Here is a 23,386-nt window from a genome sequence, read left to right as displayed (position 1 = left end):
GAGCAGGCGGGCGATATTGGCATGCGTGACGCCGACGCCCTTGGGCGTTCCCGTGGATCCGGAGGTGTAGATGACATAGGCGAGCTGGTCGGGATGAACGGGTTCCTCCCAGCCTTCGGCGCTCTCGCCGTCGACATCGGTGACCAGCACCACGTCGAGGCCGGACAGAAGATCACCAAGGGTCCCGGCGGTGGCCGGATCGCAGATGATCTTGCGCACACCGGCATCCTCGATCATGTGGCGCAGGCGGTCTGCCGGATAGGACGGGTCGAGCGGCACATAGGCCCCGCCCGCCTTCAGGATCCCGAGCACGCCTGCCACCAGGCCGGTCGACCGCTCAACGGCAAGCCCGACCCGCTCTTCCGACGCGGTGCCGAGCGCCTTCAGACGTCGGCCGATCCGGTTCGACCAACCGTCAAGCGTCGCGTAATCGATGCGGTCGTCACCGTCAGAGACGGCGATGTTCAGCGGGCGATGATCGGCCTGTTCCCGGAACCGTTCCGTCACGCCATGGAATGCAAATGCATCGCGCGGCGCAGTAATGCCGGCGACCTCTGGATCGACGTGCAATTCGGCGACCCGGATGTTGTTGTCATGAATGACCTGGCGCAGCAGGTCCTGATAAGATTGTCCGACCTGCGTGACGGTTCCTTCATCAATGACCGCCGCATGATAGTCGAGCATGCAGCGGAATGACTCACCGTCATCGATGACTTGGAAGGTGAGATCAAACTGTGCCGTCTTGCCAGCGACGGACTCGCGCCGCGAGTCGATGCCGGTAAGTGAAAACGAATCTCTCCGATCCCTATTCACGAAGCTGAACATGACCTGGAAAAGCGGTGTCTGGCCGAGGACACGCTCGGGCTGGAGAGCCTCGACGAGCTTTGCGAACGGCAGGTCCTGATTGGCCTGCGCTTCGAGGACACGGTCGCGGACCTGATCGAGCAGCTCCCCGAAGGTCATGTCGCCGCGCACGTCGGAGCGGATGACGAGCGTGTTGACGAAGAAGCCGATCAGGCCCTCGGTCTCGACACGCTGGCGGCCGGCGACGGGAACCCCGACCCGGATATCGCTCTCGTTGCAGTAGCGATAGAGCAGCACGTCGAAGGCGGCCAGCAGGAATGGGAACAGTGCGACTTGCCGCTCAGCTGAGGCCTGCCGCAGAGCGGTTACCGTCTCAGGATCCAACACCAACTCCTTCGTTCCACCCTGACGGATCTCCGGGCTTGATTGTGCGCCGGCGGACCTCGTTGGCAGTTGGAGGACGGGATGTTCATCGCCGAGGCGGTTCTTCCAGTAGTCGAGCTGGCCCTTCAGCGCCTCGTCGTCGAGCCATTCACGCTGCCACAGCGCATAGTCGGCATACTGGATCGGCAGTTCCGGCAGGTCGGGCTGGCGGCCATCGAGGGCGGCCTCGTAGAAGGCGGAGAACTCGCGCACCAGGATGTCGATCGACCAGCCGTCGGAGACGATGTGGTGCATGGCGAAATGGAGGACGTGCTCCTGCTCGCCGAGATGGAACAGCTCGATCCGCAGCAGCGGTCCCTGCTCCAAGTCGAAGGGTGTCTGGGCGGCGCGGTCGAGGCCTTCCCTCATCGCCGCCTCACGGGCCTCATGATCGGTGATGGCGGCAAGGTCGTGCTCGGTCCAGCCGAAGACGGGTTCCGGCTCGATGACCTGCCAGGCGGTGCCGTCGATGTCCTCGAAGCGGGTGCGCAGGCTCTCGTGACGCCGCACCAGGCCGGTCACCGCAGTGCGCAGCGCCGGCACGTTCAAAATACCATCGAGACGGACCGCTCCGACGATGTTGTAGGCGGGGCTGTCCGGCTCCAGACGCCACAGGAACCACAACCGCTCCTGCGCATGCGAGAGCGCGACACGGTTCTGGCCCGCCGACCGTGGCAGGATGGCGATCTCGGCGTCGACGCCGGGAAGCTTCTCCAACTCGGCGGCCAGATCGCGCAAGACCGGCGTTTCGAAGATGAGGCGGAGCGGGATGTCGCGATGCAGGTCCTGTCGGATGCGCCACAGGACGCGAACGGCAATAAGCGAGTGACCCCCGCGTTCGAAGAAGTTGTCGAGGGCACCGACGGCGTCGATCCGCAGCACGTCGTGCCAGATGCGGGCAAGGCGCTTCTCCATCGCCGTCGCCGGAGCGACATAGATCCGGCTGGAGCTTGTCTCGGGTGCCGGCAGCGCCTTGCGGTCGAGCTTGCCGTTGACGGTGAGCGGCATGGCGTCGAGGAACACAAAGGCCGCAGGCATCATGTAGGTGGGCAGGCGATCGGCGAGATGCCGGCGCAGGTCTTCCTCTAAGGAGCCCGGCCCTTCTGTGGCTAGAACGACATAGGCCGCAAGGCGCTTGCCGCCATCGTGATCGTCGAGGGCGATAACCGCAGCCTCCCGCACTTGCGGGTGGGCAATGAGCGCGGCCTGAACCTCACCGAGTTCGATGCGATAGCCGCGGATCTTCACCTGATCGTCCGCCCGGCCGAGATATTCGAGCGAACCGTCGGGAAGCCTGCGGGCAATGTCGCCTGAGCGATAGAGGCGCTCGCCGTTTCCGAAAGGATCGGGCACGAAGCGCTCGGCGGTGAGGCCGGGGCGGCTGAGATAGCCGCGCGCCAGTCCTGCTCCGCCGATGCAGATCTCGCCGACCGCGCCGAGCGGAGACAGGTGTCCTTCATGGTCGAGCACGAGGATGCGGGTGTTGGCGATCGGCCGTCCGATCAGAACGTCGCCGGTCTGACTATCGCTCTCTGTGACGGTATGAACGATGCAGCCGACCACCGTCTCGGTCGGGCCATATTCGTTGATCAGCCGTGTCGCCGGGGCATGGTTGCGCCACGAGGCAACGGTGCTTGCACGAAGCGCCTCGCCGCCAATGACCAAAGCGTGCGCCTGACCGGCGAGCTTCCCCGACGGGATCAGATGTGCGAGCGCATCGAGATGCGCAGGCGTGAGCTTCACCAGACTGAAGTCGTGGTCGCCCTGGAGGAGCTCTGCGAGGGCTTCGATCTCGTTGTCTTCACCAACGAGCCACAGGCATTTGCCGGCAAGCAGCGGCAACAGGATGCTGGTGACGGTGGCGTCGAAGCTGAGCGGGGTGTTGACCGGGGCGCCGCTTCCGGAGCCTGGAGCATAAGCAGCCTCGCCATAGCTCACATAGTTGTGCAGGCCGGCATGGGTGATCATCACGCCCTTGGGCATGCCGGTCGAACCGGAGGTGTAGATGACGTAGGCGAGCTGGTCAGGGTGCTGCGTGACAGGCAGCAGTCCAGAGCCTATCGGACCGAGCTGATCGACATCGATGCGGACGATGTCCGCGGCAAGGAGCCCGGCATGGCGCGCACTCGACACGACAATGGCCGCGCCAGCATCCTCGACCATGTAGGCGATCCGCTCCTGCGGAAGACGAGGATCGAGAGGCAGATAGGCTGCACCGGTCTTGAGGATGGCGAGCAGCCCCCACGATCATGTCGATGGAACGCTCCAGGCCAAGCCCGACGATCGTGTCGGGCTTGGCACCATGCTCTTGCAGCGTGCTGGCGAGCCGGATAGCCCGCTCCTCGAGTTCCCGGTAAGTGAGGTGCTCACCGCCGTGTCGGATGGCGACGTCATCGGGCGTCCGCTCGGCCTGAGCGGCGATGCGCTCATGGACGTAACGGACTGGGCCGAATGACGTAACGGTGTCGTTCCAGTCAGCGACGAGGCTGCGCTCCTCCTCACGGCCGAGCATTGCGAGCTGGTCGATGGACCCGCGGTCAGCTGTTGTGAGCGCGGCAAGCAGATTCCGGTAATGCTCCTCCAGTTGCCCGATGGCATCGTCATCGAAGCGTTGGCCGTCCCAGGACCATTTGATCTCGACGGCGCCGCCAGGAACGACGGTGACGGTGAGCGGATAGTGTGTCTTCTCGGCTGTGTCGGCCGCGGTGGTGGCGAGGCCGGTGTCTGCCTTGCGCAGCTCCTGATCGACGGGATAGTTCTCGAAGACGACGAGGGTGTCGAACAGGGCATCGCCGGTGCGCCCGGTCCATTGCTGGAGATCGGCGAGCGGCGTGTGCTCATAGGCCCGGAGCTCGGTGTTGCGGGCCTGCAGGTCGCGCAGCCATGGGCCGACGCTGGCCGCGCCGGGCACGTCGACGAAGACCGGCAGCGAGTTGATGAACAGCCCGAGCATGCGCTCGACGCCGGGCAGTTCGGCAGGCCGTCCCGAGACCGTGGCCCCGAAGGCCACCTGCGGCCGGTTGCCGTAGCGCGACAGCAGGATCGCCCATGCTCCCTGCATCAGCGTGTTCAGCGTCACCTGATGGGTCTGGGCCGCCTGACGCAGCCGCTCGGCCAGATCGGCGTCGATGACGGTGCGCCGGTGATGCACGCCGGGTTCGGGGTGGCGCGGCCGCCCCAGGCTCTGGGTCAGTGTCGCCGGCTCGTCGAGCCGCTCGATCTGCGCCCGCCACCACGCTTCGGGCGACGGCTGGCGGCGCAGCCAGGCCAGATAGTCGCGATAGGGCGCCGGTGACGGCAGGTCGGCGGTGCGGCCCTCGCGTCTTGCGCCGTAGTCCTGGATGATCTCGCCCATCAGCTGGGCGGTGCCCCAGCCGTCGGTGAGCACATGGTGATTGGTCCAGATCAGGTCGTGGCCGCCGTCGGGACGGGCGAACAGGTTGACCCGCATCAGCGGCGCCTCGGCAAGGTCGAAGCCGCGCGCGAGGTCGTCGGCACGCCATGCCGCGAGCTTCTCCTCGTAGCTGGCCGCCGTCTCGGCCGACCAGTCGTGCTCGGCATAGGGCAGCGGCACGGATCGATGCACCACCTGCAGCGCCTCGCCGCCATGGCGCCATTCGAAGTGGGTGCGCAGGATGTCGTGACGGGCGATCGCCGAAGCCCAGGCATTGCGCAACGCATCCCGGTCCAGATCCCCCGACAGGCCGAGGCGGAGCTGATAGATGTAGACGCCCTCGCCCTGCAGCATCGAGTGGAAGATCAGGCCCTGCTGCACCGGGGTTGCCGGATAGATGTCCTGCACATCGTCGAGCGGCAGGTTCAGAAGCTCAAGTTGCGGCTGGCTCAGACCCGCAAGCGGGAAGTCGGAGGCGGTGCGGGTCGGCCTGGCCGTGCTGCAATGGTCGATCAGCGCGGCGAGGTTCTGCTCGAAGGCCGCGGCCAGATCGCGGACGGTCTCCTCGGCGATGACGCCGGGGCTGAAGCGCCAGGACAGCGACAGCTTGCCGTCGGCAACGAGGCCGTTGAGATCGAGAACATGGCTCATCGCCGAGGCGGGATCGACGGATGCGCCGGCGCTCTCGGTGGCGAAGCCGAAGCGGCCGCCCTTGTCGATCGCCTGATCGAACTGGCCGAGATAGTTGAAGCCGATCTTCGGCACGGGCAGCGCCGCGACCTCGGCACGGATGCGATCGTCGGCAAGGTGGCGCAGAAGCCCGAAGCGGAAGCCCTTGTCGGGGATCGACCGCAGCCGTTCCTTGGCGGCAATGAGCGCCTCTCTCGGATCGGCATGCGCCTCCAGCCAGACCGGGAACTGGGTGGTGAACCAGCCGACCGTGCGGCTGAGGTCGACCTCGTCGATGACGTGCTCGCGGCCATGGCCCTCGAGCTCGATCAGGACGCCATCCTTGCCGGACCATTCCGAGATGGTGCGGGCCAGCGCTGCGAGAAGAACCTCGTCGGCCTGGGTGCCATAGGCGCGCGGCGCCTCCTGCAACAGCTGGCGGGTGCGCTTGCGGTCGAGGCCGATGCCGACGACGCTGCTGGCAGCGATCGTGCGGTCGGCGTCTTCCGGCTCATCAATCGGCAGCTCCGCTATCGCGCCGTCAAGCTGGCCGCGCCACCAGCCGAGCTCGGCGGTGACCTCGGGGCTTGCCGCATAGGCGCCGAGCTTCGTCGCCCACACGCTCCACGGCGTCGTCCGCGACGGCAGGGTGATGACCTCGCCGGCCTCGGCCCGGCCATAGGCCTCCTGAAGGTCCTCCAGGATGATGCGCCAGGAGACGCCGTCGACGGCGAGATGGTGGATGGCCAGCAGCAGCCGGCCGTCGCCGTCGGGCAGCGTGAAGTAGCCCGCCCGCATCAGCGGCCCGGTGCTCAGGTCGAGACTGCGCTGGATGCGCTCGCCCTCTTCCTTCAGCCGTTCCTTCCAGTCGCGCTCGCCGGCAAGGTCGATGATCTCCAGCACGGAGGCTTCCTCGCCGTCGTCCCTGAACAGCCACTGGTGCCATTGCTGGTCGCAGGCGCCCATGAAGCGCAGCCGCAGCGCGTCGTGGCGCCGCACGATCGCGTCGATCGCCGCCGACAATGCCGTTGCGTCGAGACCGCCCTTCGCCTTGAGCAGCACCGACTGGTTCCAGTGCGACGGCGGCACGGCATGGCGTTCGAAGAACCAGGCCTCGATCGGCGTCAGCGGCAGTTCGCCCTCGACCTCCTTCTGCAGCGCCGGGTCGAAGCCGGACGGCTCGGCCAGTGTGGCCAGCAGGTCGATGCGGGGCGCCTCGAACACCTGCTTCGGGGTGAGCCTGAGGCCGGCGGCCCTGGCGCGGGCGATGATCTGCAGCGACAGGATCGAATCGCCGCCGAGCATGAAGAAGTTGTCGGTGACACCGATATCGTCGCGCTTCAGCACCGCCTTCCACACCGCCAGCAGACGTGCCTCCGTCTCGTTGCGCGGCGCGACCCGTTCGGTGATCAGCGCGGTCTCCGGCTCGGGCAGTGCCCTGCGGTCCAGCTTGCCGTTGACGGTGAGCGGCATGGCGTCGAGGAAGACGACCGCGGAAGGCACCATATAGGCCGGCAGGCGATCGGCGAGATGCGCGCGCAGATCCTCGGCCGAGGGCTCCTGCTCTTCCGATCCGGCGGCCACGACATAGGCGGCCAGACGCTTGCCACCGTCGTGATCGTCGATGGCCAGCACCGCCGCTTCGCGCACGTCCGGATGGGCGAGCAGCGCCGCCTGGATCTCGCCGAGCTCGATGCGGTGGCCACGGATCTTCACCTGGAAGTCGTTGCGGCCGATATATTCCAGCTCGCCGTCGGGCAACCGGCGGGCAAGGTCGCCGGAGCGGTAGAGCCTGCCGCCGGGAACCGACGGGTCCGGGATGAAGCGTTCGGCGGTGAGGCCCGGACGGCCGAGATAGCCGCGGGCAAGGCCGGCGCCGCCGACATGCAGTTCGCCGGTCGCACCGAGCGGCACGACGTTGAGATCGGCATCAAGCACGGCAAGCGACAGGTCGGGGATGGGTTCGCCGATCAGCGAACGGGCCTCATCTGCGGTGTCGTCGAGAGAGACAGGCCGATAGGTGACATGCACGGTCGTCTCGGTGATGCCATACATGTTGATGAGGCGCGGCGCAGCCGTGCCGCGCTTCTCCAGCCATGTCCTGAGCGCCGCAGGCTCCAGCTTCTCACCGCCGAAGACGACGGTATGCAGATCGATGAGCGGTCGCTCGGCCCTGGCGTCGACATCGATCAGAGGCAGGAAAGCGGACGGGGTCTGGTTGAGGACGGTGACCTTCTCCTCGCGCAGCAGCTGATGGAAGGCTTCCGCATCGCGGGCAACCCAATGGGGGACGACGACCAATCTGCCGCCGTGGCAAAGCGCGCCGAATAACTCCCAGACCGAGAAGTCGAAGGCATAGGAGTGGAACAGGGTCCACACATCCTCGGGCCCGAAGCGGAACCATCGGGCCGTGGCATCGAGCAGGCGGGCGATATTGGCATGCGTGACGCCGACGCCCTTGGGCGTTCCCGTGGATCCGGAGGTGTAGATGACATAGGCGAGCTGGTCGGCATGGACCGGTTCATCCCAGCCCGCGCTGCTCTCGGTATCCACGTCGGTGACCAGCACCACGTCGAGACCGGTCAACAGATCACCCAATACCTCGGCGCTCGCCGCATCGGCGACCACCTTGGTAAGCCCGCTATCCACGATCATGTGGCGCAGGCGGTCTGCCGGATAGGACGGGTCGAGCGGCACATAGGCCCCGCCCGCCTTCAGGATCCCGAGCACGCCTGCCACCAGGCCGGTCGACCGCTCAACGGCAAGCCCGACCCGCTCTTCCGACGCGGTGCCGAGCGCCTTCAGACGTCGACCGATCCGGTTCGACCAGCCGTCGAGTTCGCCGTAGCTGATCCGCTCGCCCTCGCAGGTGAGCGCCTCGGCTTGCGGACGAAGCGCAGCCTGCTCCGTGATGCGGTCGATCACCGCCCGGAACGGATGATCGGCGAGCGGCGCATATGGCGCCTCCACCTTTGGCCGGACCGTGCGGAGCGGCTCGCCGGCATCCAATGCGCCAGCGAGGGAGGTCAGGATCTCGGCGTAATCCGTGCCGATCTGCCCGACTGTATCGGCGTCGAGGCGTTGGCCGTCCCAGGACCATTTGATCTCGACGGCGCCGCCAGGAACGACGGTGACGGTGAGCGGATAGTGTGTCTTCTCGGCTGTGTCGGCGGGCGGTGGTGGCGAGACCGGTGTCGGCCTTGCGCAGCTCCTGATCGACGGGATAGTTCTCGAAGACGACGAGGGTGTCGAACAGGGCATCGCCGGTGCGCCCGGTCCATTGCTGGAGATCGGCGAGCGGCGTGTGCTCATAGGCCCGGAGCTCGGTGTTGCGGGCCTGCAGGTCGCGCAGCCACGGGCCGACGCTGGCATCGCCGGGCACGTCGACGAAGATCGGCAGCGAGTTGATGAACAGCCCGAGCATGCGCTCGACGCCGGGCAGCTCGGCAGGCCTTCCCGAGACCGTGGCCCCGAAGGCCACCTGCGGCCGGTTGCCGTAGCGCGACAGCAGGATCGCCCATGCTCCCTGCATCAGCGTGTTCAGTGTCACCTGATGGGTCTGGGCCGCCTGACGCAGCCGCTCGGCCAGATCGGCGTCGATGACGGTGCGCCGGTGATGCACGCCGGGTTCGGGGTGGCGCGGCCGCCCCAGGCTCTGGGTCAGCGTCGCCGGCTCGTCGAGCCGCTCGATCTGCGCCCGCCACCACGCTTCGGGCGACGGCTGGCGGCGCAGCCAGGCCAGATAGTCGCGATAGGGGACCGGAGCCGGCAGGTCGGCGGTGCGGCCCTCGCGTCTTGCGCCGTAGTCCTGGATGATCTCGCCCATCAGCTGGGCGGTGCCCCAGCCGTCGGTGAGCACATGGTGATTGGTCCAGACCAGGTCGTGGCCGCCGTCGGGACGGGCGAACAGGTTGACCCGCATCAGCGGCGCCTCGGCAAGGTCGAAGCCGCGCGCGAGGTCGTCGGCACGCCATGCCGCGAGCTTCTCCTCGTAGCTGGCCGCCGTCTCGGCCGACCAGTCGTGCTCGGCATAGGGCAGCGGCACGGATCGATGCACCACCTGCAGCGCCTCGCCGCCATGGCGCCATTCGAAGTGGGTGCGCAGGATGTCGTGACGGGCGATCGCCGAAGCCCAGGCATTGCGCAACGCATCCCGGTCCAGATCCCCCGACAGGCCGAGGCGGAGCTGATAGATGTAGACGCCCTCCCCCTGCAGCATCGAGTGGAAGATCAGGCCCTGCTGCACCGGGGTTGCCGGGTAGATGTCCTGCACATCGTCGAGCGGCAGGTTCAGAAGCTCAAGTTGCGGCTGGCTCAGACCCGCAAGCGGGAAGCGAGTGCCTTCGGCCTGTTCCTCAGGCGTATAAAGCTGGATCGGATCGAAGGCTTCTTCCGCGACCGTCGCCAGCAGGTCGATGCGGGGCGCCTCGAACACCTGCTTCGGGGTGAGCTTGAGACCGGCGGCTCTCGCCCGGGCGATGATCTGCAGCGACAGGATCGAATCGCCGCCGAGCATGAAGAAGTTGTCGGTGACACCGATATCGTCGCGCTTCAGCACCGCCTTCCACACCGCCAGCAGACGTGCCTCCGTCTCGTTGCGCGGCGCCACGATCGTCCGTTCCGACTGCCCGTCCGGTTCCGGCAGCGCCTTCCTGTCGATCTTGCCGTTCGGCATCAGCGGCAACGCGTCGAGCACCATGACGGAAGACGGCACCATGTAGCCGGGAAGCGCCTGTTCCAGACGTGAGCGCAGATCGTCGGCGTCCGCCTCTCCGGCGGCATAGGCGAGAATGTGCCTGTGCTCGCCCTCGCCGGCGATGACGGCAACCGCGTCACGCACGCCGGGAGCGGCACGCAGCGCCGCTTCGATCTCGCCGAGCTCGATGCGGAAGCCCCTCAGCTTGATCTGGTTGTCGAGACGGCCGAGGAAGTCGACGACACCGTCGGGCCGCTGGCGCACCAGATCACCGCTGCGGTAGAGCCTGCCGCCCGGTCGCGTCGGATCGGGCACGAAGCGCTCCGCCGTCAAGCCCGGCTTGCCGACATAACCCCGCGCCAGCGTCTCGCCGCCGATGCACAGCTCGCCCAGACCACCGACCGGCGCCTCGTTGCCGTCACGGTCCATCACGAACGCACTGCGCGACGGATAGGGGACGCCGATGTTGACGGTCACGTCGTCGCCGTCGGATGCCTCCGTCCGGCGATAAAGGCAGGCGATGGTGGTCTCGGTGGGACCGTAGAGATTGTCGAGATGGATGTGGCTGAGCGGTCCTTCCTGCCAGCGCTTCAGCGCATCGCCGGGCAGGCCCTCGCCGCCCACCGTCACCTGACGCAACGCCGGCATCTCCTCGGGAAGGTCGTGCAGCCATTGTTGCCAATAGGCCGTGGGGATGCGGGAGAAGGTCACCTTCTCTTCCGCCAGCTTGCGGGTGAGCGTGGCAAGATCCCACAGTTGCGGCCCGCGCATGAGCACCTGTCCGCCCTGGGTCAGTGCCGGCAGCAGCTCGTGCAGGGCGACGTCGAAGTTGATGGTGGAGGACTGGAGAACCTTGTCCTCTGGCCCGATCCGATAGGTATCGAGGAAGTCGTCGAGATGGAGGCTGAGGGCATGATGGCTGATCGCCACCCCCTTGGGCATGCCGGTCGAGCCGGAGGTGTAGATGACATAGGCGAGCTGGTCGGGATGAACGGGTTCCTCCCAGCCTTCGGCGCTCTCGGCATCCACCTCGGAGACCAGCACCACGTCGAGGCCGGACAGAAGATCACCAAGGGTCCCGGCGGTGGCCGGATCGCAGATGATCTTGCTGACACCGGCATCCACGATCATGTGGCGCAGGCGATCGGCCGGATAGGTGGGATCGAGCGACACGAAGGCGCCGCCGGCCTTCAGCGTGCCGAGCAGGCCGGCGACCAGGCCGATCGAACGCTCAACGGCAAGACCGACACGCTCTTCCGGCATAATGCCGAGCTTCTTCAGACGCCGCCCGATCCGGTTCGACCAACCGTCAAGTTCGCCATAAGAGATACGCTCGCCCTCGCACGAAACAGCCTCCGCTTCCGGATGAGCGTCAGCCTGCGATCCAATGCGGGGAATGAGTGCCTGGAATTCCCGTGTACGGAACTCGCGGTCAGCGAGAGGCGGCTCCTGAAGAGTAGCTATTTGAAAGTCCGCGTCGTCCGGCCTGCTCAATTCACGCAGAACCGATCTGAACTCGGCATCGATTCGCTCTATGACGTCTCCCCCAATTTTCTCACCGTCCCATGACCACTCGATTTCCATTTCGGGGTCCGGCAGGATGCGCAATGCAAGGGGGTAGTGGGTGTGCTCGACGAGATCCTTTACTGCAAAGGCACCGTCCCCACGCACAAGGTGTTGATCGACGGGATAGTTCTCGAAGACGACGAGGGTGTCGAACAGGGCATCGCCGGTGCGCCCGGTCCATTGCTGCAGATCGGCGAGCGGGGTGTGCTCATAGGCCCGAAGCTCGGTGTTGCGGGCCTGCAGGTCGCGCAGCCATGGGCCGACGCTGGCCGCGCCGGGCACGTCGACGAAGACCGGCAGCGAGTTGATGAACAGCCCGAGCATGCGCTCGACGCCGGGCAGTTCGGCAGGCCGTCCCGAGACCGTGGCCCCGAAGGCCACCTGCGGCCGGTTGCCGTAGCGCGACAGCAGGATCGCCCATGCTCCCTGCATCAGCGTGTTCAGCGTCACCTGATGGGTCTGGGCCGCCTGACGCAGCCGCTCGGCCAGATCGGCGTCGATGACGGTGCGCCGGTGATGCACGCCGGGTTCGGGGTGGCGCGGCCGCCCCAGGCTCTGGGTCAGTGTCGCCGGCTCGTCGAGCCGCTCGATCTGCGCCCGCCACCACGCTTCGGGCGACGGCTGGCGGCGCAGCCAGGCCAGATAGTCGCGATAGGGCGCCGGTGACGGCAGGTCGGCGGTGCGGCCCTCGCGTCTTGCGCCGTAGTCCTGGATGATCTCGCCCATCAGCTGGGCGGTGCCCCAGCCGTCGGTGAGCACATGGTGATTGGTCCAGATCAGGTCGTGGCCGCCGTCGGGACGGGCGAACAGGTTGACCCGCATCAGCGGCGCCTCGGCAAGGTCGAAGCCGCGCGCGAGGTCGTCGGCACGCCATGCCGCGAGCTTCTCCTCGTAGCTGGCCGCCGTCTCGGCCGACCAGTCGTGCTCGGCATAGGGCAGCGGCACGGATCGATGCACCACCTGCAGCGCCTCGCCGCCATGGCGCCATTCGAAGTGGGTGCGCAGGATGTCGTGACGGGCGATCGCCGAAGCCCAGGCATTGCGCAACGCATCCCGGTCCAGATCCCCCGACAGGCCGAGGCGGAGCTGATAGATGTAGACGCCCTCGCCCTGCAGCATCGAGTGGAAGATCAGGCCCTGCTGCACCGGGGTTGCCGGATAGATGTCCTGCACATCGTCGAGCGGCAGGTTCAGAAGCTCAAGTTGCGGCTGGCTCAGACCCGCAAGCGGGAAGCGAGTGCCTTCGGCCTGTTCCTCAGGCGTATAAAGCTGGATCGGATCGAAGGCTTCTTCCGCGACCGTCGCCAGCAGGTCGATGCGGGGCGCCTCGAACACCTGCTTCGGGGTGAGCTTGAGACCGGCGGCTCTCGCCCGGGCGATGATCTGCAGCGACAGGATCGAATCGCCGCCGAGCATGAAGAAGTTGTCGGTGACACCGATATCGTCGCGCTTCAGCACCGCCTTCCACACCGCCAGCAGACGTGCCTCCGTCTCGTTGCGCGGCGCCACCCGTTCGGTGATCAGCGCGGTCTCCGGCTCGGGCAGTGCCCTGCGGTCCAGCTTGCCGTTGACGGTGAGCGGCATGGCGTCGAGGAAGACGACCGCGGAAGGCACCATATAGGCCGGCAGGCGATCGGCGAGATGCGCGCGCAGATCCTCGGCCGAGGGCTCCTGCTCTTCCGATCCGGCGGCCACGACATAGGCGGCCAGACGCTTGCCACCGTCGTGATCGTCGATGGCCAGCACCGCCGCTTCGCGCACGTCCGGATGGGCGAGCAGCGCCGCCTGGATCTCGCCGAGCTCGATGCGGTGGCCACGGATCTTCACCTGGAAGTCGTTGCGGCCGATATATTCCAGCTCGCCGTCGGGCAACCGGCGGGCAAGGTCGCCGGAGCGGTAGAGCCTGCCGCCGGGAACCGGGAACCGACGGGTCCGGGATGAAGCGTTCGGCGGTGAGGCCCGGACGGCCGAGATAGCCGCGGGCAAGGCCGGCGCCGCCGACATGCAGTTCGCCGGTCGCACCGAGCGGCACGACGTTGAGATCGGCATCAAGCACGGCAAGCGACAGGTCGGGGATGGGTTCGCCGATCAGCGAACGGGCCTCATCTGCGGTGTCGTCGAGAGAGACAGGCCGATAGGTGACATGCACGGTCGTCTCGGTGATGCCATACATGTTGATGAGGCGCGGCGCAGCCGTGCCGCGCTTCTCCAGCCATGTCCTGAGCGCCGCAGGCTCCAGCTTCTCACCGCCGAAGACGACGGTATGCAGATCGATGAGCGGTCGCTCGGCCCTGGCGTCGACATCGATCAGAGGCAGGAAAGCGGACGGGGTCTGGTTGAGGACGGTGACCTTCTCCTCGCGCAGCAGCTGATGGAAGGCTTCCGCATCGCGGGCAACCCAATGGGGGACGACGACCAATCTGCCGCCGTGGCAAAGCGCGCCGAACAACTCCCAGACCGAGAAGTCGAAGGCATAGGAGTGGAACAGGGTCCACACATCCTCGGGCCCGAAGCGGAACCATCGGGCCGTGGCATCGAGCAGGCGGGCGATATTGGCATGCGTGACGCCGACGCCCTTGGGCGTTCCCGTGGATCCGGAGGTGTAGATGACATAGGCGAGCTGGTCGGGATGAACGGGTTCCTCCCAGCCTTCGGCGCTCTCGCCGTCGACATCGGTGACCAGCACCACGTCGAGGCCGGACAGAAGATCACCAAGGGTCCCGGCGGTGGCCGGATCGCAGATGATCTTGCGCACACCGGCATCCTCGATCATGTGGCGCAGGCGGTCTGCCGGATAGGACGGGTCGAGCGGCACATAGGCCCCGCCCGCCTTCAGGATCCCGAGCACGCCTGCCACCAGGCCGGTCGACCGCTCAACGGCAAGCCCGACCCGCTCTTCCGACGCGGTGCCGAGCGCCTTCAGACGTCGGCCGATCCGGTTCGACCAACCGTCAAGCGTCGCGTAATCGATGCGGTCGTCACCGTCAGAGACGGCGATGTTCAGCGGGCGATGATCGGCCTGTTCCCGGAACCGTTCCGTCACGCCATGGAATGCAAATGCATCGCGCGGCGCAGTGATGCCGACGGTGCCGAGCTGAAGATTGGCGAGAAGGACATCATCCTCCACGATGGCGCCGAGGATCGCCTCATAGGCTGCGGCGAGGCTTTCAATCACCTCCCTGTCGAAAAGGTCCGTTCGATACGACCACGACACCGACAATCCGTCGCCATCCTCAACATCAACCATCAAATCAAAGGCGACGGGTTGATGCTGAAACCGAATTTCTTCCACGGCGATGTCAGCAAAATGCAGCGTCTGGTTGGGATTTGAATGGCGCAGATTGAACGTCACGTTGAAGAGCGGATTGTCTCCATCACCACGCTCGGCGCCCAACGCCTCAACCAGGGCGGTTAGTGGCACATCCTGATTATGTCGGCCACTGACGAGACCCTGATGAGCCTCTCGCAGCAACTCGCGGAACGATACCTGTCCTTTCATCTTCGAACGAATGACCAGCAAGCGGACGAAATCGCCGATCACGGCTCGTGTCACCGAAACTTCACGGCCACTCACCGGAACTCCGACACAAATGTCATCCTGGCCACTGAAGCGATGCAGGAGGCATTGGAACGCCGCGAGCATAACAGCGAATGTGGTTGTTCCAGCCCTGGCCGCCAATATACGCGCCTTTGCCGACGTCTGTGGATCGAACTGGTGTCGATAGCAAAGACCCTGTCCGTTCCACTCATCGCCCCGTCGTCGCAGATCCCCCAGTTCAATCAGCGGTCCGGTATTCTCCAGATAGTTGACCCAATATGCCAGCTGCGATTGATCGGGCTCGGCAGACATACCTCGTTGCCATAATGCAAAGTCGCCGAAGCCGATACGAGGCGAAACCGATAGAGGTTCCGCGCCGCGGACCTCTTCCTCGTATAGGGCGCTCACATCGGCCAACAAAACATCCGCGGATGTTGCGTCGGCGACGATGTGATGCGTGATGAACTGAACCGATCCGGCATGTTCTCCCAAGCGGATCCATTGCACGCGAAGGAGAGGATCGGCTGCAAGGTCGAACGGTCTCGCCAATGCGGCAAGGTGCAATTCGATCTGTTGTGCTTCCCGTTCCTCGGGCGAAAAAGAGGATAGGTCTTGCTCCGTCCATTCGAAATCAGCGGTAGGCAGAAAACTCTGGTGAGCGACGCCGTCGTGCTCTGAGAATCGTGCGCGAAGCGCCTCATGGCGTTCAACCACCCTTTCCACGGCTCGACGCAACACGTCCAGTCGGACGTTGCCTGTGATCTGGAACGTCCTGGCGACATTGTAGGCAATACTCGAGGGGTCGAGCCGCCAAAGAAACCAAAGTGCCTCCTGCTCTCTCGTGAGTGGCACCGACGCACCCAGGTCCTGTCGGCCGACAATGGCTTGGGTCCCGGGAAGCGTTACGGTTCCGTCCGCGAGCGCCTTGGCCTGCTCTCCGACAGTCGTGGTCTTCAAGGCAAAGGCAGTGGGAATTTCAATTCCCATCACATCCGCCAGCTTACTCGACAGCTGAGCGGCGAGAAGAGACTGCCCTCCAAGCGCGAGAAAATCATCGTGAAGACCGATCGGCCGTATCCCGAGAATCTCTTCCCAGGCGGCGGCTACGAGCCGCTCCAACGGGGTTTCCGGCGCTGCGTAGGGTGGGCGTCCGGTCCCTTGGTCAACCTGATCATGAAAGATGGCGAGTGGCAGCAGCGCACCGCTTAGCCAAGAAGGCAAACATGCGGACCGCCGTAATTTGCCACTCGATGTTCTTGGCAAATCACCCGGCTTGAGCAGCAGGACAAGCGAGGGAGCCTCATTGTGCAAGCGCGCGGCAGCCGACCGAACCGCACGAATAATTCGGTCGGCTCCCAATTTTTTCAGCGCAGTGAGCGAGACCTCCGCTGCAATTCCGAGTTTATCAGATCCGCTTCTGTCGATAGGGAAAGCAGCGATCCGCCCCTTCCGCAGGCCGTCTACGGTCAATCCAACAGTAAACTCGACATCCTGCGGGTATACATTCTGGCCTCGGATAATGATGAGATCCTTCAGCCGGCCACTGATGAAGAGCTTGCCCTCGTGCAAGAAACCCAGATCGCCGGTGCGCAGTTCGGTCTCTCTATCGCGATCAGTCGACTTGACGAACGTCTCACGACTTGCGCGCCTGTTATTCCAATATCCCAGCGCAATGCTCGGACCAGAAAGCCATACCTCACCAATCTCACCTTCCGGCAGTTCCCTATGTGTCTCAGGATCAACGATGCGTACCCTGTGGCCCTGTTGCTCAGCGCCGCAGTCGATGATTCCGATCCCAACCGAGGCCGGAATTGCTCGCCGCTGCGCGATAGCCGCAGGATCGAAGCAGGCGGCATTCGCTCCGGTGAGCGGTCGGCTCCCCGTCGCCATCAGGGTGCCCTCCGCGAGTCCGTAGCAAGGATAGAGGGCCTCCCGACGCAACCCCGAAGGCGCGAACCGTTCGGCGAAGGCGTCCATTGTCTGTTGGCGGATTGGTTCGGCGCCGCAATATGCGACGCGCCAACTGCTGAGATCCAGATCAGCCAACTGCGTATCTCTAATCCTGTCGAGGCAGAGTTGATACGCAAAGTCCGGGCCGCCGCTGACCGTTCCTCTATGGTTCGCGATTGCCTTCAGCCACCGCGACGGACGTTCGAGAAACGCCTGAGGGCTAAGGAGCACCACCGGAAAGCCATAGTAAATTGGGCCGAGCAGCCCGCCTACCAGCCCCATGTCGTGATAGAGCGGAGCCCAACTCACCATTACGTCGCTCGCGACGAACTCCATGGCTCGCCCTATGAGGCGTTCGTTGGCCGCGAGGTTACCATGAGAGATCATTACGCCCTTCGGCGTCGAAGTCGATCCAGAGGTATATTGAAGAAATGCGATTGCCTCTTGGCCGACCGGCGAGGTCCAGGACGTTGAAGTATCCAAGTCGGTACGGCGGACGACAAGCACCTCGGCGCTGCTTACATCCTCATCGTCGACGAATGACGTGGCGACGTTCAAGCCCGCTTCATCAGTCAATAGCAGCGCTGGTGAGCAGTCGTTACAAATCGATCGGAGACGATCGTAAGCCTGCTCGGCCTGCTCCGAGGGAGGAAATGCTGGTACGGCAATCACCCCGGCATGGAAACAACCGAATAGAGCCACGACATATTCCAGCCCAGTCGGAAGCATCAGAACCGCACGATCGCCGGGCTGCGTGCGTTCTTTCAAGATGGCCGCGAACGCTCTCGCCTCTCGATCCAGTTCTGAATACGAAAGCTCGGTCGCTCCAGTCTCGCCGTCGATTAAAAAACGAACGGCGACGTCCGCCTGTTTATTTGCAGCGTGGAAGGTCAGTCGATTGACGATCGTGTCGTCACTCGTTGTCGCCACATTCTCGTGGAGTGGGACATTAAGTGCCCGCGCCGCCTTCTCCGCGGCGAGTTCCTGGTCTTTCTTGCGAGCAAGAAACGGACACGCGCCTCTATTCGGTTCATCGTCGTCCGAAAGGAAGTACTGCTTCCACTCACGGTTATCCGGGTCGCCATAGACGCCCAGGTCAGGGTGATGGGCAACGCCATCCCATGCGATCAAACGTTTGCGGACCTGGTCGCGTGCCTGGGGGCCGATAGCTCGCTGCGTGATGGCGTCAATGAAGACGCTTCGGGGCTGGAACAGCATGATCATGCCAGGCCCCAAATTCCGGCTTCTCCGACGCTGATACGAAGGAGTGCAGGCGACGACGAACATTTGCATTCCGGCGAATTCGAATTCCCAGTCCGGATGGCTGGGATCGAGAACCTCGGTATCCGCCGTTATGGTGTGATCGTGGTCATGTAGATATTGAAGTACGCCCCAGAAACGCTTTCGATATCCGTCGTGATCGAGCGGCGTCTCGTCAGGCTCGAAGAAGAGTGCAAAATTGTTCTTTTCGTTTGCCCTGTCCTGAGACAGCTCCGCGAACTTCATCATCGTCCGGGGCAAGTGAGTGAGATCGGCCTCGGAGACAAAGGAATAGAACATCTCTCCTCTGCGCTCGGCCTGGGTTCCGAAGAAGCAGGGGAATTCTGGATGGAGGACGTCTTCGCTGAATCGGCGATAAGCGTCCCCCAGCCATTCGGGAATCTGGATATTGCCGACCCGCTCACCCAGCACGATACGTTCCCGCCATGGAGATATGGCGGCCTTGGCGGCTTTTGATGATGTGTCGGATTCCAGCATGATGATGCCCGTGACGTTGGTTATTCGGGAGTTGTGCGCTACTCGGCGGCGCGACGCTGATGCAGCTCGTTCACCAACGGCTCAATCCACTCGGGGGGAATGATGGGTTGATGATAGGTGCATTCGTCCGACTCGATCGAAGAACCATGCAAGCGGCCCTTCGGGACGAACACCATCTCGCCCGGCTTCATGCGGAGCGTCATCCCCAGATTGGCCCAGAACACCATGTCGCCCGACTCGATCACCACGAGCCTGTGGTCATTGTGGACGTGGGTCGTGGAGCACATCTCCCGAGGTTCGACGAAGGTTTCTCGATCGATGTCGGGCCGTTCAGCTTCTATCCGCTTGCTGATTGCCTGAGCAATATCCCGATATTGATCCACCGAAGCAATCCAACGGACCTGGTCGTTGAGATCGTCCCAGGCACAAGCCGCCAAACGCTTGGCTGCCATAAATCCTTGAGCAACTTCCGCAACGCCTCGCGCCCCAAAATGCTGCTCCACCGCCGTAAGGACGCGACGGAATCGCGCGGTAATGTCATCGATGGCGGAGGAGACTTCGAGCCCGATCTCGCGGCCCCCAACGAGACCGAGGCGACCCAGACCTTGTCCTACCAGGCATCCGAAGGCGATCAGCTCAGCCTCCGCCGCAAACGCGGCTCCGTAAAGTGACAGCGCCCTGTCTGGACGATCTGCAAACGCATGGAGGAGATTGCCGCTTGCGAGGCTCGTCGACAGGTAGAACTGCCAATAGGAGTGCTCGCGTTTGGTCACGCCGACTTTCTCGGCAAGCTTTCGAATGAGTTCGTCGTCGAAGCCTTGGATCGTGAGGCGCGGCCGGTCATCCGTCGCGATAGGATCAAAGAAGCCCGCTGCGAGGGCCCGGCTCAGAGCTGATCGCTTGGATGGCAGCAGGCTCCAGCGCTGGATGAGGACAAACCGAACTCCTTCCTCCACATAGTCCCGATACTGCAACAGGCCGAACAGCTCGGCCCATCCAGCAGCTTCCGCCTGGAGGAACTCTTTCAGATCGTTGACGCAGGCGTCGATGGAGCCAAGTTCGAACGGCTCAGCAAGATGGCTGAAGACGTAGTTCTCCAAAAAGGGTCTCACACGGGCTGCAAGTACGCGGCCTTCGCCTCCGTAGAAGCGATGAAATTCTTCGAAACTCTTATCGGACCCGTCACGCGGCAGCCTTGCCACGTTCAGCTCATTAATGCAGAGGAGCATACGCTGCGCAGCGAGCGAGGGCAGCAGGCTGATGCGGTCAGGCGTAACCGCGCGTTTGAACTTGATGTACGGCAGGTCCTCTGGGCGCAGCGGGCGCCGATAAAAGTCTTCGTCGAGCTCGAGTTCTTCCACGACTGCGCTTCGAAACGCCTCGTGATCCGCGAACTCTTTCACCAATTCGCGGTACCCCTCGAGCCTGGAGAGGTACGGCGTGAAATCGAAAAGCGCAGACATGAACATAACTCCTCTTCGGATAAATCAGCGGGTTGCCTTGAACGGCGGTCAGGATGGAAAAGTCTCGGCCATGGCGACGAGCACGCGTCGCTTGCCCTTGAACGGCGCTCGGCCGTGGGTCACCAGCATGTTGTCGAGCATGAGCACGTCGCCCTCTTCCCACGGGAACGCGAAGAGGCCATCGAGATAAACCGTCCGGATTTCGTCGAGCAGCTCGTCGTCGATGGGTGTGCCGTCGCCGAAATAGACATTGCGAGGCAAGTCCTCTTCCTCAACGATCTCGAGGAGCGATTCTCGGACGTCCTTTGCCAACCCCGATACATGGAACAGATGCGCTTGGTTGAACCAGAGATTCTCGCCCGTCAGCGGATGAGTTGTTACAGCCTGGCAAAGTTGCCGGGTCCGCAAGCGGCCGTCGTCCAACCATTCCCATTGAATATCCTGCGCGTGGCAGAAAGCTTCTACCTCTTCGCGTCGCTCCGTTTGAAATACCTGGTGCCACGGCAAGTCGAGGCCGTTGCCATAATTCCGCACATACATCAGCTTTTTGCGCGCGAATAAGTCGCGTAACTCTGGCCGAAGTTTCCGGAATACACTCCGGCTATCGACCACGGGCGTTTCCCCACCCTCCTCCGCTGGCGTGTCGCAGTAAAACCATATCTTCAATGGCCAGCGCAGCGTGTAAGCTTGTTCGTTGTGCTGCGGGATCCATTGATCCGCGGGATACTCTGTCGACGAATAAACGCCGCTTTCGATTTTGCTCCGCGGCGTCGAGGCGAACTCATAGGAAGCCAGTTCATGTCCGAAGCTGCGGGCAAACGCATTGAAATCACCGACCGATCCCTTTGCGAACCCACGAAAGAGAATGGCTCCCTCCCTCGTCAGGTGATCGCGGGCGAACTGGTGCGCGACGTCGTGATGGTCGGAGAGCGCTTCCCCGTTGTGGGCGCGTATCACGACGACGCTCGTCCCCTGTTTGCTCCATGTATCGAGCGAGAACGGCCCCAACGTATCCTGCATTGAATCGAGAATAGTCACAGAGAGACTCTCCTTTGTTGTGAGCGCGCTACGCATGATTGTTCAGTCGCGCCCGCCGGACCCGATTGAAGCCGGCGATCTACGAGAAACTGGACCTTGGTGGGTATGAAGCTGGTCGCCAGTGTGGCCACGAACGGCTCAGGGACAGGCAATGGAGTGAGCGACCACTCACCGGCTTCGCCAAGACTGAGCAGGTCTGATGGTGTGCCGTTTGGCCCAAGGACTGATGTCAAGTTCATCGAGTCGTGGAGCCCCTTGCCAATACCCTTGAACACGGCCTCTTTACGCGTCCAGATATCAAAAAACGGACGCGGGTCCTGCGCCTCTGAGAGGTAAGCCAGCTCCGACGCATGATAGGCGATCACGGCCGGCCCCGCCCAATCAAAGCCCGGATCCATGCGCTCGATATCGATACCGACCGGACCGCTCGAGCTGATCGCAAACAGCCAGAACGTGTCAGTGTGGCTCCAATTGACATGCAGGCCGTGGCGAGGATTGAGCATCGGCTTGCCATACTCGCCGGTGCTGATGCTTATCGACGATGGCGGTCTTCCAATATAACTGCCGATGATCCTGCGAACGGTTCCGCGACCGACGGCGAAGGCTTCTCTGTTATGGCGCCGGTCGAAATGCGATGCTCTCCGCATTTCCTCCTCAGACAGGGTGGCCATGCATCGTAAGAGATGACGCTCAGCCTTGCTGGCAACATCGAACGCCCAGACATGCGCGGTTCTTGGTGCCAGGCAAGGCCTTCCACCGAATTCAGCCAAGCCGGCCACTGGGTTCGAGGCAAATGCTCCAGAACTAGCGCCGACACGACTGACCCGAGGGGTGCTTTCGCAGCTCGCAGCGGGATCCTTCCTTGCGTATTTCCGTGGGGCCTCAAGCATACAAGGCACCTCGCGTCGCGGAGGCATGGGCGAGCGAATGAGCAAGCTTGACCAGCACCTCATCGCGACGGCTATCGATGAAGAAATGTCCGTCGTCGATCATGTGGACAGAGCACGGCCCTTTCGTTTCCAGAGCCCACGCGCTCAAATTCTCGCTCGGGTCGGAGACATCGGTGTCTCGAGTGCCCCCCAACACCAGGATTGGGCAGTCGAGCGCGGCGCGATCGGCGCGCGAATAGCTGCCGCACAGATGAAAATCATTGCGCAGTGTTGGCAAAACAAGATCGAGAAGTTCCCGGTGTTGCAGCAGCTCGGGCGGTGTCCCGCCAAGTTTCTGGAGCTCAGCCACCAGTTCAGCTTCGGGGCAGACCAGCCATTTCATCTCCCGTTGTCTTCGCGACGGGGCTGTGCAACCGGATGCGCCAAACCAGACTGGTCCCGGACGTCCGGCTCGCCGAAGAGCATGTGCCAGTTCGAAACCGACGAGCGCACCCATACTATGCCCGAAGACTGCAAATGGTGATCGCAGCCAGCGAAGCTCGGACAATAGCCAGTCGAGTAGCGGCTCCCACTCCGAAAGGCTTGCTTCCCCGGTGCGCACGCCATGGCCCGGCAGATCAACAGCCCGAACCTTGATCCACGACGGTAGCCGACCTTCCCAGTCGCGGAAAACCGCGGAGGAACCACCGGCGTAAGGAAGGCAGAGTAGGGTGAGAGGCCGCATGTCGATACGCCTCAGTTGGCGTTCTGAGTGCTGGCCTCGCGCTCAGCAAGCGCTTTGCGCAAGCTGAGTGGACGCATGTCAGTCCAGACCTCGTCGATATGTGCGAGGCAGTCGGCCTTTTTGCCGGTCTTTCCCTCAGCACGCCACCCATCGGGTATCGGCTTGTAGCTCGGCCAAATGGAATATTGCTCCTCGTGATTGATAACGACAATGAAATCCGTGTTCTCATCACCCCAACTCATGTCAGCGACCGTCCCTTGTTCGTGTGATTCGGCGTGGTTCACTCGGGAAGCGACGAGGTCGTTTCGCTCTCAGAAGCAGAGCCTCGTCTCCCAACACACATGAACGACGATTCAACGGAGATTTTTTCTAGGGGGGAGTTCAAGAAAGTGACGCAACCCACACCGGCGCGGCGTTCCGCCACCGTCGCCGGGATGCATTCAGGCGCACTACCGACTGGCGGCACCTTGAAA

General features: G+C 63.6%; 6 protein-coding genes and 3 pseudogenes. All 9 read right to left on the bottom strand.

Annotated features, from left to right (window positions below; all coding sequences use genetic code 11):
* Nucleotides 1-51 precede the first annotated feature (51 nt).
* Nucleotides 52-3,432: pseudogene (locus ACYJL1_RS05910) on the bottom strand (amino acid adenylation domain-containing protein); the annotation flags it as partial.
* 94 nt (nucleotides 3,433-3,526) lie between these two features.
* A pseudogene (locus tag ACYJL1_RS05905) lies at nucleotides 3,527-8,143 on the bottom strand (amino acid adenylation domain-containing protein); the annotation flags it as partial.
* Complete coding sequence (locus ACYJL1_RS05900) at nucleotides 8,046-13,379, bottom strand: amino acid adenylation domain-containing protein (RefSeq protein WP_460897469.1); 5,334 nt, start codon at nucleotides 13,377-13,379, stop codon at nucleotides 8,046-8,048. The pseudogene ACYJL1_RS05905 and the gene ACYJL1_RS05900, both read right to left, overlap by 98 nt.
* A 142-nt stretch (nucleotides 13,380-13,521) precedes the next feature.
* Nucleotides 13,522-18,798, bottom strand: a pseudogene (locus ACYJL1_RS05895) (YqcI/YcgG family protein); the annotation flags it as partial.
* Between the two features lie 38 nt (nucleotides 18,799-18,836).
* The gene (locus ACYJL1_RS05890; protein WP_460897468.1) at nucleotides 18,837-20,261 is read right to left on the bottom strand and encodes a cupin domain-containing protein; all 1,425 of its coding nucleotides are present in this window, start codon (nucleotides 20,259-20,261) and stop codon (nucleotides 18,837-18,839) included.
* A gap of 48 nt (nucleotides 20,262-20,309) precedes the next feature.
* On the bottom strand, nucleotides 20,310-21,299 hold the full coding sequence (locus ACYJL1_RS05885; protein ID WP_460897467.1) for a TauD/TfdA family dioxygenase: 990 nt from the start codon (nucleotides 21,297-21,299) through the stop codon (nucleotides 20,310-20,312).
* A complete protein-coding gene (locus ACYJL1_RS05880; RefSeq protein WP_460897466.1) occupies nucleotides 21,296-21,946 on the bottom strand; it encodes a 4'-phosphopantetheinyl transferase family protein in 651 nt (216 codons plus the stop codon). The genes ACYJL1_RS05885 and ACYJL1_RS05880 overlap by 4 nt, the downstream gene beginning before the upstream one ends.
* 235 nt (nucleotides 21,947-22,181) lie before the next feature.
* Entirely contained in the window at nucleotides 22,182-22,913 is a 732-nt protein-coding gene (locus ACYJL1_RS05875; RefSeq protein WP_460897465.1) for a thioesterase II family protein, read from the bottom strand.
* Between the two features lie 11 nt (nucleotides 22,914-22,924).
* A complete protein-coding gene (locus tag ACYJL1_RS05870) occupies nucleotides 22,925-23,155 on the bottom strand; it encodes an MbtH family protein (protein WP_460897464.1) in 231 nt (76 codons plus the stop codon).
* Nucleotides 23,156-23,386 lie beyond the last annotated feature (231 nt).

The organism is Phyllobacterium sp. K27 (assembly GCF_054796155.1).
This window is presented reverse-complemented; position numbering and strand designations above follow the sequence as displayed.

Excerpts from the sequence above, each read along its gene's own strand:
- ACYJL1_RS05890 (WP_460897468.1), bottom strand. The coding sequence starts at position 20,261 with ATGTCTGCGCTTTTCGATTTCACGCCGTACCTCTCCAGGCTCGAGGGG.
- ACYJL1_RS05880 (WP_460897466.1), bottom strand. The coding sequence starts at position 21,946 with ATGCGGAGAGCATCGCATTTCGACCGGCGCCATAACAGAGAAGCCTTC.
- ACYJL1_RS05875 (WP_460897465.1), bottom strand. The coding sequence starts at position 22,913 with ATGCGGCCTCTCACCCTACTCTGCCTTCCTTACGCCGGTGGTTCCTCC.
- ACYJL1_RS05870 (WP_460897464.1), bottom strand. The coding sequence starts at position 23,155 with ATGAGTTGGGGTGATGAGAACACGGATTTCATTGTCGTTATCAATCAC.